This window comes from Micromonospora sp. ATCC 39149 (assembly GCF_000158815.1).
Classification (GTDB): Bacteria; Actinomycetota; Actinomycetes; order Mycobacteriales; family Micromonosporaceae; genus Micromonospora.
Genome location: NZ_GG657738.1, coordinates 3,200,080 through 3,213,784 on the forward strand (window position 1 = coordinate 3,200,080; position 13,705 = coordinate 3,213,784).

A 13,705-nucleotide genomic window follows, 5' to 3' on the forward strand; every position below is an offset into this window, starting at 1 on the left:
GACAGCGCGAGCAGCGGCCGCCAGGGCAGCCGGGCGGCCAGCGCGGGTCCGCGCCACCAGACCAGCACGGCCAGCAGCAGGGCCGGCGGTGTGCCTGGGCCCACGTGCGGCAGCCAGTGCGCGGACAGCGGCGCCGTGCTGGCGTGCACCGGATGTCCCAGCAGGTACAGCACGCCGCCGGTGACGGCGGCCGTCGCGACCAGGCCGAGCGCTCCAGCGGCCGCGATCAGGTCGGCTCGTGTCGGATGGTTCGCCAGCCCGACATTCATCCGCGCAGCGGCGCGTGGGCGAACTCCGCGATTCCGTCGGCGAGTCCCACGGCGGCCCGGAATCCGAGTTCGGTCTCGGCACGTGCAGGCGAGGCGACCACGTGCCGCACGTCGCCGAGCCGGAACTCGCCGGTGAACACCGGCAGGGGCCCGCCGGCGGCCCGCGCGAGCTCCGTGGCCATCTGGCCGATGGTCGCCGGGCGACCGGAGGCGACGTTGTACGCACGCCAGCCGGTGCGCGTGCCGGTCGCGTTCACGGCGGCGAGGTTGGCCGCCGCCACGTCGCGGACGTGCACGAAGTCGCGGCGCTGGCCGCCGTCCTCGAACACCCGGGGCGCCCGTCCGGCCTCCAGCGCGGAGCGGAAGATCGCCGCGACCCCGCTGTACGGTGTGTCGCGGGGCATGCCGGGCCCGTAGACGTTGTGGTATCGCAGCGCCACGACGGTACCGCCGGTCTGCCGGGCCCAGGCTGCGGTGAGGTGCTCCTGGGCAACCTTGGTGGCGGCATACACGCTGCGTGGATCCAGCGGAGCCTCCTCACCGATCAGCCCCGGGGCGACGGCGGCACCACAGATCGTGCAGGCGGCCTCGAATTGGCCGGCGGCCAGGTCTGCGACACGTTCCCGGGCCCGGGGGCGGAACCGGAACCGTGCTTCGCCGCAAGGCGTAAGGCCCCTTTCCGCCGTAAGACGACCATGGAGCTGGGCGAGCACGAGCCGGCGGATGCCCGGCGCGGGTCAATCGCGGCGGAGCAGATCGCGTGCGAGGTCGTTACAGCCGACGTACTCGGGCAGGTCGTCCAGGTCCACGCCGAGTCCCCACCATGACCGCTAGGTGGACCACCACGTCGACGCCGGCCAGGACGCCGGCGACGGCGGGCCGGTCGCGCAGGTCGAGCCGGACGAGTGGGGCTCCTGCCACGGTGTCCGGCAGCGGCAGGCGGTGTGCGCCGGGATGACCGGCGTCCACGACGGTCACCCGGTGGCCGGCATCGTGCAGGGCGGTCACGACGTGGGTTCCGATGAATCCGGCACCGCCGGTAACGAGTACGTGAGTCACGGCGCCGACGGTAGAGCCGGGACGCGGCGACGCGCCCCGGCCGCGACCTACCGTCAGCGGTTCGTAAGGACTCCGGTCCGGGTCACCGTTCCGTAAGACTCCGTCATCGCCAGGTAAGAATTTCCGGGCGGATCGTGTCCTAGCGTCCGCGGCATGACCGATGTGGTTCTTCCCTGTCGCAACGAGGCCCCGGCCCTGCCCGGCCTGCTGGCCCGGATGCCGGCCGGCTACCGGCCGATCGTGGTGGACAACGGCTCGACCGACGACTCGGCAGCCGTGGCGCGCGCCCACGGCGCCGAGGTGATCAGTGTGGCCGAGCCCGGGTACGGCGCCGCCGTGCACGCAGGAGTCCTGGCGGCCGACCCCGCCGACGGGGTGGTGTGCGTGATGGACGCCGACGGATCCTTCGACCCGGCGCAGCTACCCCGGCTGGCCGATCCCGTCCTTGCCGGCGAGGCGCGGCTGGGCACCGGCCGGCGTCGCCCGGCCGCGCGCGGCGTGTGGCCGCTGCACGCCCGGGCCGCCAACGCCGTCCTGGCCCACCGGCTGCGCCGCACGACCGGCCTCGACATTTACGACATCGGTCCGATCCGGGCCGTGCACCGCGCCGACCTGCTGGCGCTGGGGCTGCGCGACCGCCGCTTCGGCTACCCGCTGGAACTGCTGATCGCGGCGGGCCGGGCCGGCTGGCGGGTGATCGAGGTCGACGTCGACTACCACCCTCGGGCAGCCGGCACCCGCTCGAAGGTGACCGGCACCCTGCTCGGCACCGCGCGCGCCATCCGGGACATGAGTGCGGTGCTGGCCCGGTGAGCGCCCCTCAGCTCCTGGTGCTGACCAAGACGCCGGAACCCGGCCGGGTCAAGACCCGGCTCTGCCCGCCCTGCACGCCCGAACAGGCTGCCCGGATCGCCGCAGCCGCCTTGGCCGACACCCTCGACACCGTCGCCACGGCCACGGCCGGTGCCCGGGTCCTGGTCGTCGACGGCGGCCACCCCACCCCGGAGGGCTGGACGAGGGTCGGCCAGCGAGGCGGCCCGCTCGGCGACCGCCTCGCCAACGCATTCGCCGACAGCCTCACGGTGGGCACGGCCACCCTGCTGATCGGCATGGACACCCCGCAGCTCACCGCCGAACACCTAGACACCGCAATGGGGCTGCTCGGCACGGTGGACGGGCCGGACGCGGTGCTCGGACCGGCCGACGACGGCGGCTGGTGGGCACTGGGCCTGCGCGAGCCCGGCCACGCCGAAGTCCTGCGCACGACCCCGACCTCCACAGCTGACACCGGCCGGCTCACCCTGGCCGCGCTGCACCGTCGCGGCCTGCGGGTTCACCTGTTGCCCCGCCTGCGTGACGTGGACACCGCGGCCGACGCCCGTGCCGTGGCCGCGCTGTGCCCGGCGGGCAGCCGGTTCGTCGCCGCCGTCGCAGCCAACGTGCCGTCACCGGCGGCGGTTGCCCGGTGAACGCTGTGGCGGTCTTCGAGGCCGCGTTCGACCGGGCCGCGTCGGGCGTCCCAGCCGCGTTCACGGCCCGGCACCCGAGCGGCGGCGTGGCCCGGTTCGACCCGGCCGTCTGGTGCCGCGACGCAACCGCCGGGGACACGGCACTGCTCGAACGCTGCACCGGCCCCACCCTCGACGTCGGCTGCGGTCCCGGCCGGCTCACCGGTGCGCTGATCGGCGCCGGGCGTCCGGCCCTCGGCATCGACATCAGCGCCACCGCGGTCCGCCTGGCCCGTAGCCGTGGCGCGGTCGCGCTGCAACGCGACGTCTTCGACCCGGTGCCGGGCACCGGCCGCTGGCAACACCTGCTGCTGGCCGACGGCAACGTCGGCATCGGTGGCGACCCGTACCGGCTGCTACGCCGCTGCCGACGGCTGCTGGCGGCCGACGGCCAACTGCACGCCGAGTTCGCGCCACCCGGCACGCCCGCCTGGTCCGGCACAGCCACGGTGCAGGCCCCAGGCGGCACTGGCGGCCCCCTACGCTGGGCCTGCGTACCCCTCGACGGTCTTCCAGCGCTGGCCGAGGCCACGGCGATGCGCGTTCTCGCCACCTGGACGGAGGCTGGGCGGTGGTTCGCCACCCTCGTCCTCCGGTGAACAGCCGTACGACCGTACTGCGGCGGCTCGCCCGGTGGTGGCTGATGCCGCTGCCGGCACCGCCCGCAGCACTGCGGCGCGGGCCGATGCGACCTAACGCGTTTGCGTCCGGGTTGCGGTCGACGCGGCTGACCAGCCAGCTCGGCGTCGCGCTCGGCGCGACGTTTGCCGTCTGCTTTCTCACCGGGCTGCTCAGCCACCTGATCCAGCACCCGCCGGGCTGGCTCTGGTGGCCGGCCCGCCCGGTCGGGCTCTACCGGTTCACCCAGGGTCTACACGTGGCGACCGGTCTCGCCACGGTGCCGCTGCTCGGCGCCAAGCTGTGGTCGGTCTACCCACGCCTGTTCACCTGGCCGCCGATCCGTTCGATCGCCCATGCCGCCGAACGCGCCAGCGTCGGCGTACTGGTCGCGGCGGCGCTGTTCCAGGTGGTCGGCGGGGTCCTGAACATCTCCCGCTGGTACGCGCCGATGCCGTTCTTCTTCACCGCCGGGCACTACTGGGTGGCGTGGCTGGCGGTCGGCGCGCTGCTGGTGCACGTCGGCGTACAACTGCCGGTCGTGCGCAGCGCGCTCAGCCGCGCCGTCCCCGAGCCGCCACAGGGCCGGCTGAGCCGGCGCGGGATGCTCGGCGGCGTCGCCGCCGCAGCCGGGCTGATCACCCTGACCACGGTCGGACAGACCCTCCGGCCGCTGTCCGGCCTGGCGGTGCTCGCCCCCCGGCGACCAGACGTGGGGCCCCAGGGGCTGCCGGTCAACAAGACCGCGAACAGCGCCGGGGTGTCCGCCCTGGCGCTGGATCCGTCGTACCGGCTGGCGGTCGTCGGTCGCGCCGGGCACACCGACCTGGATCTCGCCGCCCTCCACGCCTTCGAGCAGCACACCGTGGAACTGCCGATCGCCTGCGTGGAGGGTTGGAGCGCCACCGGGCGGTGGACCGGCGTACGGCTGCGGGACCTGGTAGCCCTCGTGGGTGCCGACCCGGACCGGGCGGCCGTTCTCATCGAGTCGCTGGAGGCGACCGGCCGGTACCGCACGTCGACCGTCGCGCCGGCCCACGTCCGTGACCCGCTGACGCTGATCGCTCTGCGGTTGGGCAGTGAACCCCTGCACCTCGACCACGGCTACCCGGCACGATTGATCGCCCCGAACCGGCCCGGCGTGTTGCAGACCAAGTGGGTCGCGAGGATCACCGTGCGGGAGTCTTCGTGAGGATCCGGACAGCCCTCGTCGCTGTCGGCGTCCTGCTGATGGGGTACGCCGCCGTGGGCGCTCTCGCCGACCCCGGCCTGAAGCCGGCCGGTGTGCTGCTCTTCCTGGCCGGGATGCTGGCCGGTCACGACATCGTCTGGATGGCCGGGCTGCTGGCAGCCGGTGCGGCGATCGCCCGGTTCGTCCCGGACCGCCATCGGTCGGTGACGCGTGCCGCCGCGGTCAGCGTCGCCGCCATCACTTTCGTGGCGTTGCCGCTCGTCCTCGGCTTCGGCCGGCCCCCGGACAACCCCTCGGTGCTGCCGCTGCCGTACGGCCGGAATTTTGCCGTCGTCCTGCTCCTCGTCGCCGGCACGACACTGCTGACCTGCCTGTCGGCTGACCGGCGACGCCGGTCGGCGGCAGGCCGTAAGAAGTCCGAAAGACCCGGCGGGAGCGGCCCGCGACCGGCCGGTCGGTAACGTGGCCGGGATGGGACATCGGGTGTTGGTGGTCGACGACGACCTCACCGTCAGCGACGTCGTCCGGCGCTACCTGGAGCAGGACGGCTGCGAGGTCCGGCTGGCCGCCGACGGCGCCGACGGCCTCGCGGCGATCGCCGTCCACCGGCCCGACCTCGTGGTGCTCGATCTCATGATGCCCGGCATCGACGGCCTCGAAGTGTGCCGCCGGATCCGCAGGCAGTTGCCCGACCTGCCGGTGATCATGCTTACCGCCCTCGGCGAGGAGGCCGACCGGGTCCTGGGGCTGGAGGTCGGTGCCGACGACTATGTGACCAAACCGTTCTCGCCCCGCGAACTCGTGCTCCGCATCCGTTCGGTGCTGCGACGTACCGCCGGGCACACCACCAGCCCGGCCGGCCTGACCAGGCTCGTGGACGCGGAGCTGGCCGTCGACACCGCCCGCCGCGTCGCCGAGCTGAACGGCACGCCGCTGTCGCTGACCGTCCGGGAGTTCGATCTGCTGGTCTTTCTCATGCGTCACCCCGGGCGCGCGTGGTCCCGCAGCGACCTGCTGGACAAGGTGTGGGGGTGGCAGTTCGGTGACCAGTCGACGGTGACCGTCCACGTCCGCCGGCTACGCGAGAAGATCGAGAGAAAGCCGGCCGAACCGCGCCGCATCCGCACCGTCTGGGGCGTCGGTTACCGCTACGACCCGCTCGCCGAGGGCGACCACCGGTGAACGACACGCTGCTCATCGGGCTCTACGCCCTCGCCGCCGGAGGCGTCGTCGGGCTGGCCGGCGCCGGGACGCTACGGCTGCTGCGCGGACGCTCGATCCTCGTCCACGTCCTGGTGCTGCTCACCGTCACCGTGCTCGCGGTGGTCGTCGGCGTGGCCACGGTCGCCCAGGCCATGTTCCTGTCCCCGCACGACCTGTGGGTCGTCCTCGTCACCGTCAGCGCCTCGGCGGTGATCAGCCTCGCCGTCGGCGCCATCTTCGGCAGCCGGCTGGCCGCCTCCGCGGTCTGGGCACAGGCGGCCCGGGACCGGGAACGGCGGCTGGAGGCCGGGCGGCGCGAACTCGTCGCCTGGGTGTCGCACGATCTGCGCACCCCGCTTGCCGGGCTACGGGCGATGGCCGAAGCCCTCGAGGACCGCGTCATCGACGACCCGGCCACCATCGACGACTACCACCGGCGCATCCGGGTCGAGACCGACCGCATGACTCAACTCGTCGACGACCTGTTCGAGCTGTCCCGGATCAGCGCGGGGGCGCTGCGGCTCGTGCCCACCACCGTGCCGCTGCGCGACATCGTGTCCGACGCGATCGCCGGCGTCGGCCCGCTCGCCGCCAGCCGCAGGATCCGTCTCGTCGCCGCGGACAGCGGCTGGCCTCTCGTCCGCGCCGGCGAGCGCGAACTCGCCCGCGTCGTCAGCAACCTGCTGATCAACTCCGTCCGGTACACGCCCGAGGACGGCACCGTGCACATCGCGGCCGGCCACGAACGCGACGACGTGTGGCTTGTCGTCTCCGACACCTGCGGCGGCATTCCAGAGGAGGACTTGGACCGGGTCTTCGACGTCGCCTTCCGCGGCGAACGCGCCCGCACGCCGGGAGCGGCCGGCTCCGGTGGTGGTGGAGGGCTCGGCCTTGCCATCGTGCGCGGCCTCGTCGAAGCCCACGGCGGCAGGGTCGACGTCCGCAACACCAGCCGCGGCTGCCAGTTCGAGGTGCGGCTGCCCGCAGCCTGATCCGGCCCCGGGACGCGGTGAGCATGGCCGGGCCGCAGGCTGACTGCTCAGTCGAGCCATGGCCCGGTGGCCTCGGTGATCGTGCCGCTCGCCCAGAGCAGCACGACGATGTCGGCAATGGCGATGTCCGTACGCACGACACCCGCCGCCGGCGGCGCCCCTCGACCCGACGCCGGGGCCCGCTCCGCGACGCCGGGTGCCCCAGCCTCCACAGGTATAGTGATCACATTCAATGACTTGACCACGATGATCACGCCGGGATCCCAGTCGGGACATTGATCGTCACAAATGGCGCTGATTGCCAGAAATCGCTCCAGACCTAGGCATGACTTCCCAAAATCTGTAAAGTGAGCGCACCGCCGGGCAGCCAATGTTCCGGGCCGGCGGCGCATGTCTCGGAATAGGTCGAGGAGGGCCCATCGCGCGCCGGGGCAACTTTCCGATGACTGCGCGGCAGAGGCGGGCCGCGATCACCCGATCCAGGCGATCGTCCTCGTGTGCGGTTCGTGGGTGTCTACGGAAAAGACGGCAGGCCTCTCGGCCGCCCTCCGGCGTGCAGCGGTGAGGCGAGGCGAAGGAGGCGAATACATGGAGGACCACCCGTTGCGGTCCCGGCGCAGCTTTCTGGGAATGGGGGTGGGGCTGCTCGGCGCGGCCGGTCTGGCCGCGTGCGGAGACAGCTCGCCGTCGACGCCCCGGGTACAGGCCGAGGTCCCGAAGGAGCTGATCGACGCCGCGGCATCGTTGAAGGGCTCCTCGATGGGAATGCTGTCGCAGAAGCTGTACTCGGAGGCGGCGAACGCGGCACTCGACAGCTCGATCAAGAATTTCGCCGACGCCACCGGCACGAAGATCGAGAACAGTCTGGTCCAGGCCGATGCCGGTGACGCGGTAGCCAAGATCGACGCCGAGGTCAAAGGTGGCGTGGCGCGTGACCTTGCGTTCATGACCGACTCGCGGTTCGTCGCGCAGTTCCACGCGCTGGGCGACCTGGAGGACGTGACGGACGTCGTCCAGGCGCTGACGGCGAAGTACGGCGAGCCCACCGCGGAGTCCAAGAACTTCTGCGTCTTCGACGGCAGGTGGTTCGCCATCCCCTACCACTTCATCGGGATCGGGTCGTTCCTGCGCAAGGACTGGATGCAGGACAAGGGCATCTCCCCCAAGGACATCTACACCTGGGAGGAACTGCGGGACCTGTGCCTGGCGATCTCCGATCCAGGCAAGCGCCGGTTCGGCTGGGGCATGACCGTGAACCGGTCCGGTGACGCCAACGGCATGATCGAGGCACTGATCAACTCCTACGGCGGGGCGATCGCCTCCAACGACGGCAGGAAGGTCACGTTCGACTCTCCCGAGACGGTGCAGGCGGTGACCTTCCTCGGTGACATCTACACGAACCCCAGGTACAAGCCGATGCTGCCGCCGGGGGTGGCTGCCTGGACCGACTCCAGCAACAACGAGAACTGGCTCGCCGGGATCCTCGGCTACACCCGTAACCAGTTCAGCGTCTACGCGGACTCCAAGACGAAGAAGAACCCCGTCTACGAGAACACCCACGTCTTTCCCGACTGCATCGGGCCGGCCACCGACAAGTCCCTGCTGCTCGGCCAGTCCCAGAGCTTCGTCATCTTCAAGGGCGCCAAGAACCCAGAACTCGCCAAGCTCCTGGCGCAGTACCTGGTCACCGCGCCCGCGCTGCTCGGGGTGGCGAAGGAGGCACCCGGCCTGGCGCTGCCTGCCTGGGAGAAGGTCTGGGATGCCGACCCGTTCTTCGCCAGCGGCGACCCGGCGTTCCCCGTCATGCGCAAGATCACCCAACAGTCGCTGCCGCTGTCCACGAAGAACGGCCTGAACTTCCCGCAGAAGGCCAGCGCCGGCCAGCAGGCCGCCGTCGGGTCCTACCTCCTCACCGACATGATGCAGCAGGTCATCCAGGGCACGCCGCCGGCGCGGGCCGTGCAGGCCGCCCACGCCAGGATGGTGCAGATCTTCACCCAGCAGGGGCTGCCGCAGTGACGTCGACCCGTCCAGCACCGGCCCCGGCGGCGAGAGCATCCTCGCCGCCGGGGGCCGGCTCCCTCACCGCCACCCAGCGACGACTGGGTCGCGACTGGCGGCTGGCGGCGCTGTTCCTGGCGCCCATGGCCGTGCTGGTCGGTGGTCTCGTGCTCGTGCCGATCGCCTGGTCGGTCGTCACCAGCACCACGGAACGGCACGGGCAGCACAGCGTGTTCGTCGGCCTGGCCAACTACACCGCCCTGGCCGGGGACGAGCAGTTCCACGCGGGCGTGGTGAACTCGTTCGTCTTCACCGCCTACGCCGAGGTGTTCAAGGTGGTGCTGGGGCTGTCCGCAGCCTTGTTGCTGCACCATCGGCGCCGTGGACGGGCCGTGTTGGCCGGACTGCTCCTGTTGCCGTGGGTGGTCCCGACGGTGGTCACGGCGTTCAGTTGGCGGTCGCTGCTCGACCCGATCTTCGGCAGCGTCAACATGCTGCTCACCGACTCGGGGATCGGGCCTCTGCTGGCCAGGGCACACCTGGTCGAAAGCTGGCCCGCGGGCTGGCTGTCCGAGGCGTCGCTGGCCATGCCATCGGTGATCCTCGTCAATGTGTGGAAGGGGGTGCCGTTCTTCACCGTTGCGTTTCTCGCGGGGTTGAAGGCCATCCCGACAGACCTGTACGAGGCGGCGACCGTGGACGGTGCCACGCCGTGGCAGCGGTTCGCCCACGTGACGCTCCCCGGACTGCGCCATGTGATCACCGTAACGGTGACCCTGTCGTCGATCTGGACGTTCAACAACTTCGACCTCATCTGGTTGCTGACGCAAGGCGGCCCGGGCAACGCGACAGCGCCGTATGTGCTGGTCGCCTACTCGAAGGCGATCCTGCAACTGCAGTACGGTGCGGGGGCAGCGGTCACGCTCGTGATGCTGCCGGCCATCGGCGGGCTGGTGTTCGTGCTGGTCCGGCTGTTACGCCGGGACGCCGGCACCGAGCCGCCCCGCCGTGCCCGCACGGGGCGGACGGCGCGGACGGTCCGCACGGCGCGTAAGGCGCGGAAGGCGCGGAAGGCACTGCCGTGGGCCGCCGCCGCGGCGGTCGCCGGTCTGCTGGCCTGGGCGTCGCCACACATCGCCTGGAAGGCGGCGGTGGTCCTCGGGGTGCTCCTGCTGGTCGCGGCGGCGGTCGGCCGGGTGGTCTCGGCGCTCGGGGCCTGGGGACGTCGCCGGGCGTCGTCGCTGGTGTCTGGGCTGGCCTCCGCTGTCGCCCTGGCCGGGTTGCTCGTCTTCGTCTTGGCCCCGCTGTACTGGATCGCCGTCACGGCCTTCAAGTCCGAGGGTCAGATCGTCATGCGCGACCACGACCTGTGGCCGACGCCGTGGACCCTGCAGCAGTTCGCTGATCTCTTCGCCACCAAGCCCTTCGGCCGCTGGTACCTCAACACGGTGCTGGTGTCCGTGGCGTCTACTGCGGTGGCACTGGTCTGCGCCGCCCTGGCGGGCTACGCGCTGGCCCGACTGCGGTTCCGCGGGGCGCAGAGTTTCACCGTCACGGTGCTGATCACCTACGTGATGCCGGGCGCGCTGCTGTTCATCCCGCTGTACCAGCTACTCATCGGGGTGCGACTCACCGACTCGTTGTGGTCTCTGGTGGTGACGTACCCGACCTTCACGCTTCCGTTCGCCACCTGGCTGCTGGCAGGGTACTTCGCGTCGATCCCCGTCGAGTTGGAGGAGGCCGCGCTGGTCGACGGCTGCACCCGCCTCCAAGCGTTCCGCCGGGTGGTGCTGCCCCTCGCCAAGCCGGGACTGCTGGCGGTAGCGCTGTTCACCCTGACCAATGCCTGGAACGAGTTCCTCTTCGCCTTCGTGTTCATCACGAAGGACGAGTACAAGACTCTTCCCGTGGGGATGCAGTCGATGATCACCGGGGACGTCGTGCCGCAGGGGCAGCTCGCTGCGGCGTCGCTGCTCGTCAGCATCCCCGTGGTGGTCATGTACGCCTTCGGGCAGCGCTTCCTGACCGAGGGGATCACCGCAGGCGCGGTGAAGGGCTGACCTGGGAGCCTGCTACGACGCCTGCCCTTGATGATCGACATCCCGTCCATCCTGGTCCACCCGCGCGGCCAATCCCTCACGTAGGTCCGCGACCGCCGGCGGAGTATGGGGCTCCGCCGGCGGTCCGGGGTTGCTGAGGGTCAGCGGCCGTTGGTGGTGTCGCGGATCCAGTCGGCGATGTTGTCGGTGCGTGCCGGGGTTTCGATGCCGGTGTGTGGGCAGCTCGGGCCGTTGCTCACCACGGCCACCAGTTCCGGGGCCCGCCAGCGGAATTCGCGGAAGAACGGGCCGCCGGAATCGTATGGGCACGGCGTGGTGTCGGGCCTCGGTGCCAGGCCGCGAACGCCCAGGTTCGCCTCCCGCAACGACTCCACCTCCATCTGCCCCGTGTTCAGATGCGTCACCGGCGTCGGGTTGGTGCTGGTCAGCGATCCGTAGCCGGTGAGCCGCAGCACGTCGCCGACCTTTGGAGCCCGGCTGCTCACCTTCAGCGGCTTCACATCGGTGATCGGCTCGGCCAGTTTGGCGAGGGCCACGTCGGCGGTGGCCGACTGGCGCACCTCGACGATTTCCAGGTCATGGCCGCCGGGGCTGGTGACCAGATCGGTGCGACCTACGGTCGCGACCGTGGAGGCGGCGACCGGACGGGAGACGCGGACCCCGTTCTCGTCGCGGAAGCAGTGTCCGGCGGTGATCACCCACTGGGGCGCCACCAGCGCGCCCGAGCAGGCGCTGTTGCGTGTTCCTCCGCCGAGGACCGGGATTCCGGTCATGGTCAGTTTGGCGGAGAACCGGTACTTGCCATCCTTGACCGGTTCGCCGTTGGCGATCGCGTTGGCCGGCACGATGCCGAGCATCGTGATGCCCGCCGCGACCACGGCAACGGTGGTCGCGGCGATCATCGTTCTCTTACCTGACACTGCTGTCCTCCTCGGAACGGTCGACACCACATCCTTGCGGATCACTCAGGTCCACTGCTGGTACCAGTTGCTGGAGTCGCATCCACCGGCGTACGCGCGGCCATCGCTGTTGCTGTCCACGCGCCGAGGGGGCATCGCCTCCGGGACTCGTGTCACGTCCGCTCCCTTGATTCGTGCTCGGCGAGAGATCCACCGATGGCGCACGGAAGCTACCCATGCAGGTGGAACCTGACCAACAGCCACGTCGTGCCGGTTGTCCCGCCGGCGGGACAACCGGCACGACGGAGCCTGGCCACCTACGCTGTTTCGTCGAGCGCGTGATCAATTACCTCAGCGGCGGCCCCCGCTGAGCTCCGCACTACGCGCCGGTTTCGCCGTTTTCGGATCTTGAACTGGGCCTTGGTGCTCCCGGGTGGCGGGTGGCCCCGGATCCTTTCGGGATCCGGGGCCTACCGTAGCGATCAGGCCGCCGCCAGCGAGATCACCGGAGTTTGGCGCTCGGTGTACGTCGCGTACTCGGTGAATGGCCGATGGAGCGCCACTGGGTGCTCCCACGACACCGCACGCTCCGCGCCCTGCGTAACCCGGCGGAATGACCCGGCGGCACGTGCCACCGGGCGGTACGACCTCGGTGGCCGCCATCGCCATCAGGTTGTGGGGCCAGGCTGGACGCGTGTCCGTGCCGCCCTTCGATGCGGCGATGACCAGGCGGGAATCGTCTCGGGGTAGATCAGGGGCTGATCCGAGCCTCGCCGCTGCGCCGCCCGACTTGGTGGAGGAGCAGCTTGCCGCAGCCCGGTGCGTAGGGCCAGTTCGAACAGCAGGCCGTGCCGTTGGTAGGCGCAGCCCGGGGATGAGCGTCCCCACTTTCGACGCTTAGGACAGCAGAGGTGTCGACACCGCCGAGGTCTGGTGGTTGCGATCCTCGCCCAAAGGAGCGGGCCGCAGGCGGTCAGCCCAGCAGGCGATAATGGTACGGGCCCGTCGAGCCACAGACACTTGTAGACCGGATCGAGTCGTACGTCCAGCCGAAGGGGATTGCGCAGGCCCACAGACCGTTGACCGGAACCCGCAGCCGGTAGCGGTACGAGAGCGATCCGCAGGCGCCAGTGGGCTCCACCTGGTCCCAGGTGTAGCCGCTCGGCACGTAGCAGGCCCAAGACCCGTCGAGGCCAAGCGCTCCCGGCGCGGAATTCCCATGCAGAACGGTTTCCTGTGAAATCGGATTCGCGTTGGCGGGAATTGCCGCTGGGGCAATGAGCGGTGAGGCGATCGCCAGAGCGAGAGCGGCGATGATTCGACGCAACACGGCATTCCTTTCGATCATTTTGCACCCATCCACGCAGCCCTGGAATCCTCTCAGATCAACTGTCGCACGTCTATTTTTTGATATTCGCGTCGGGCGAATCGAGAGTGCTACTGCCGCGAGTGCCACCGGCCCGTGCACCGGACGAAGCGGCCGAGCTTGCCGAGGGCCATGCCGAGCGCGTTGTGCGCCTCGGAGTACTCCGGTCGCAGATCGAGGCACGCGCGCAGCGGCTCGAGTGCCTCCTCCCACCGACCGGCGTTGGTTAGCGAGACCCCGAGGAACAGCCGGCAGCTCGACGAGCCCGGATCGGCGCCGGCTGCCTCGGCGAACCCGTCGGCAGCCTCCGGCCAGCGCTTCTGGTCGAACAGCGCCAGAGCGCGCTGGTACGTCGCCCGCGCCTGCTCGACATCGGAGCGATGTTCTCTGCTCTTGCGCGAGAACAAACCCACCCGGGGCCTCCTTCGACACCGACTTCATGGTAGGCGTGGTGCCCGCGACGCCGGTTGATCTGATGTTGGTGGTGTAGAGGACCTTGCGGACCTCGTTATCGCAGTCGAGGAACGGCACGAACTGC

At 70.7% G+C, this 13,705-nt stretch carries 15 protein-coding genes and 1 pseudogene; 9 read left to right on the forward strand and 7 right to left on the reverse strand.

Annotated elements, in window-relative coordinates; genetic code table 11:
- The 3 genes and pseudogenes from MCAG_RS33675 to MCAG_RS34725 form a co-directional block, all read right to left on the reverse strand.
- A pseudogene (locus MCAG_RS33675) lies at nt 1-269 on the reverse strand (hypothetical protein); the annotation flags it as partial.
- Nucleotides 266-781, reverse strand: a complete 516-nt coding sequence (locus tag MCAG_RS34720; protein ID WP_232290154.1) for an NAD-dependent epimerase/dehydratase family protein — start codon at nt 779-781, stop codon at nt 266-268. The gene MCAG_RS34720 and the pseudogene MCAG_RS33675, both read right to left, overlap by 4 nt.
- A gap of 259 nt (nt 782-1,040) precedes the next feature.
- Nucleotides 1,041-1,328, reverse strand: a complete 288-nt coding sequence (locus MCAG_RS34725; protein WP_369751321.1) for an NAD-dependent epimerase/dehydratase family protein — start codon at nt 1,326-1,328, stop codon at nt 1,041-1,043.
- A gap of 153 nt (nt 1,329-1,481) precedes the next feature.
- Here MCAG_RS34725 and MCAG_RS13515 point away from each other — a divergent pair, with 153 nt between their 5' ends.
- The 7 genes from MCAG_RS13515 to MCAG_RS13545 are packed head-to-tail and all read left to right on the forward strand — an operon-like array spanning nt 1,482 to nt 6,841.
- Nucleotides 1,482-2,141 (forward strand): glycosyltransferase family 2 protein, encoded by a 660-nt coding sequence (locus tag MCAG_RS13515; RefSeq protein ID WP_007073537.1) that lies wholly within the window; start codon nt 1,482-1,484, stop codon nt 2,139-2,141.
- Nucleotides 2,138-2,797 carry a TIGR04282 family arsenosugar biosynthesis glycosyltransferase gene (locus MCAG_RS13520; protein WP_007073538.1) on the forward strand — a complete coding sequence of 220 codons (660 nt, stop codon included), beginning with the start codon at nt 2,138-2,140 and terminating at the stop codon, nt 2,795-2,797. The genes MCAG_RS13515 and MCAG_RS13520 overlap by 4 nt, the downstream gene beginning before the upstream one ends.
- Nucleotides 2,794-3,435 (forward strand): class I SAM-dependent methyltransferase, encoded by a 642-nt coding sequence (locus tag MCAG_RS13525; RefSeq protein ID WP_036373338.1) that lies wholly within the window; start codon nt 2,794-2,796, stop codon nt 3,433-3,435. Before MCAG_RS13520 ends, MCAG_RS13525 begins: the two co-directional genes overlap by 4 nt.
- On the forward strand, nt 3,432-4,646 hold the full coding sequence (locus MCAG_RS13530) for a molybdopterin-dependent oxidoreductase (RefSeq protein ID WP_232290155.1): 1,215 nt from the start codon (nt 3,432-3,434) through the stop codon (nt 4,644-4,646). Before MCAG_RS13525 ends, MCAG_RS13530 begins: the two co-directional genes overlap by 4 nt.
- Complete coding sequence (locus MCAG_RS13535; protein WP_050777951.1) at nt 4,643-5,107, forward strand: hypothetical protein; 465 nt, start codon at nt 4,643-4,645, stop codon at nt 5,105-5,107. Before MCAG_RS13530 ends, MCAG_RS13535 begins: the two co-directional genes overlap by 4 nt.
- Nucleotides 5,108-5,117: 10 nt before the next feature.
- Nucleotides 5,118-5,828 carry a response regulator transcription factor gene (locus MCAG_RS13540; protein WP_036373339.1) on the forward strand — a complete coding sequence of 237 codons (711 nt, stop codon included), beginning with the start codon at nt 5,118-5,120 and terminating at the stop codon, nt 5,826-5,828.
- Nucleotides 5,825-6,841, forward strand: a complete 1,017-nt coding sequence (locus tag MCAG_RS13545; protein ID WP_007073543.1) for a sensor histidine kinase KdpD — start codon at nt 5,825-5,827, stop codon at nt 6,839-6,841. Before MCAG_RS13540 ends, MCAG_RS13545 begins: the two co-directional genes overlap by 4 nt.
- 47 nt (nt 6,842-6,888) lie before the next feature.
- Here the strand turns inward: MCAG_RS13545 and MCAG_RS32510 are convergent, their stop codons facing one another.
- The gene (locus tag MCAG_RS32510) at nt 6,889-7,095 is read right to left on the reverse strand and encodes a hypothetical protein (protein WP_157548035.1); all 207 of its coding nucleotides are present in this window, start codon (nt 7,093-7,095) and stop codon (nt 6,889-6,891) included.
- Between the two features lie 334 nt (nt 7,096-7,429).
- Here MCAG_RS32510 and MCAG_RS13550 point away from each other — a divergent pair, with 334 nt between their 5' ends.
- Nucleotides 7,430-8,860, forward strand: coding sequence for an extracellular solute-binding protein (locus MCAG_RS13550; protein WP_036373340.1), 1,431 nt, complete (start codon nt 7,430-7,432; stop codon nt 8,858-8,860).
- Between the two features lie 125 nt (nt 8,861-8,985).
- Nucleotides 8,986-10,902: an ABC transporter permease subunit gene (locus MCAG_RS13555; RefSeq protein WP_232290156.1), complete on the forward strand. Its 1,917-nt coding sequence runs from the start codon at nt 8,986-8,988 to the stop codon at nt 10,900-10,902.
- Between the two features lie 140 nt (nt 10,903-11,042).
- Here MCAG_RS13555 and MCAG_RS13560 read toward each other — a convergent pair whose 3' ends face one another.
- The 3 genes from MCAG_RS13560 to MCAG_RS13565 form a co-directional block, all read right to left on the reverse strand.
- On the reverse strand, nt 11,043-11,822 hold the full coding sequence (locus tag MCAG_RS13560; protein ID WP_232290157.1) for a trypsin-like serine protease: 780 nt from the start codon (nt 11,820-11,822) through the stop codon (nt 11,043-11,045).
- 952 nt (nt 11,823-12,774) lie between these two features.
- A complete protein-coding gene (locus MCAG_RS33680; RefSeq protein ID WP_007073547.1) occupies nt 12,775-13,149 on the reverse strand; it encodes a hypothetical protein in 375 nt (124 codons plus the stop codon).
- An 89-nt stretch (nt 13,150-13,238) separates the two neighbouring features.
- A complete protein-coding gene (locus MCAG_RS13565; protein WP_007073548.1) occupies nt 13,239-13,580 on the reverse strand; it encodes a tetratricopeptide repeat protein in 342 nt (113 codons plus the stop codon).
- Nucleotides 13,581-13,705: the final 125 nt, after the last annotated feature.

What these genes read in the sequence shown, in the direction of transcription:
- MCAG_RS13515 (WP_007073537.1), top strand. Translation starts at nt 1,482, where the DNA reads ATGACCGATGTGGTTCTTCCCTGTCGCAACGAGGCCCCGGCCCTGCCC.
- MCAG_RS13540 (WP_036373339.1), top strand. Translation starts at nt 5,118, where the DNA reads ATGGGACATCGGGTGTTGGTGGTCGACGACGACCTCACCGTCAGCGAC.
- MCAG_RS13550 (WP_036373340.1), top strand. Translation starts at nt 7,430, where the DNA reads ATGGAGGACCACCCGTTGCGGTCCCGGCGCAGCTTTCTGGGAATGGGG.
- MCAG_RS13555 (WP_232290156.1), top strand. Translation starts at nt 8,986, where the DNA reads ATGGCCGTGCTGGTCGGTGGTCTCGTGCTCGTGCCGATCGCCTGGTCG.
- MCAG_RS33680 (WP_007073547.1), bottom strand. Translation starts at nt 13,149, where the DNA reads ATGATCGAAAGGAATGCCGTGTTGCGTCGAATCATCGCCGCTCTCGCT.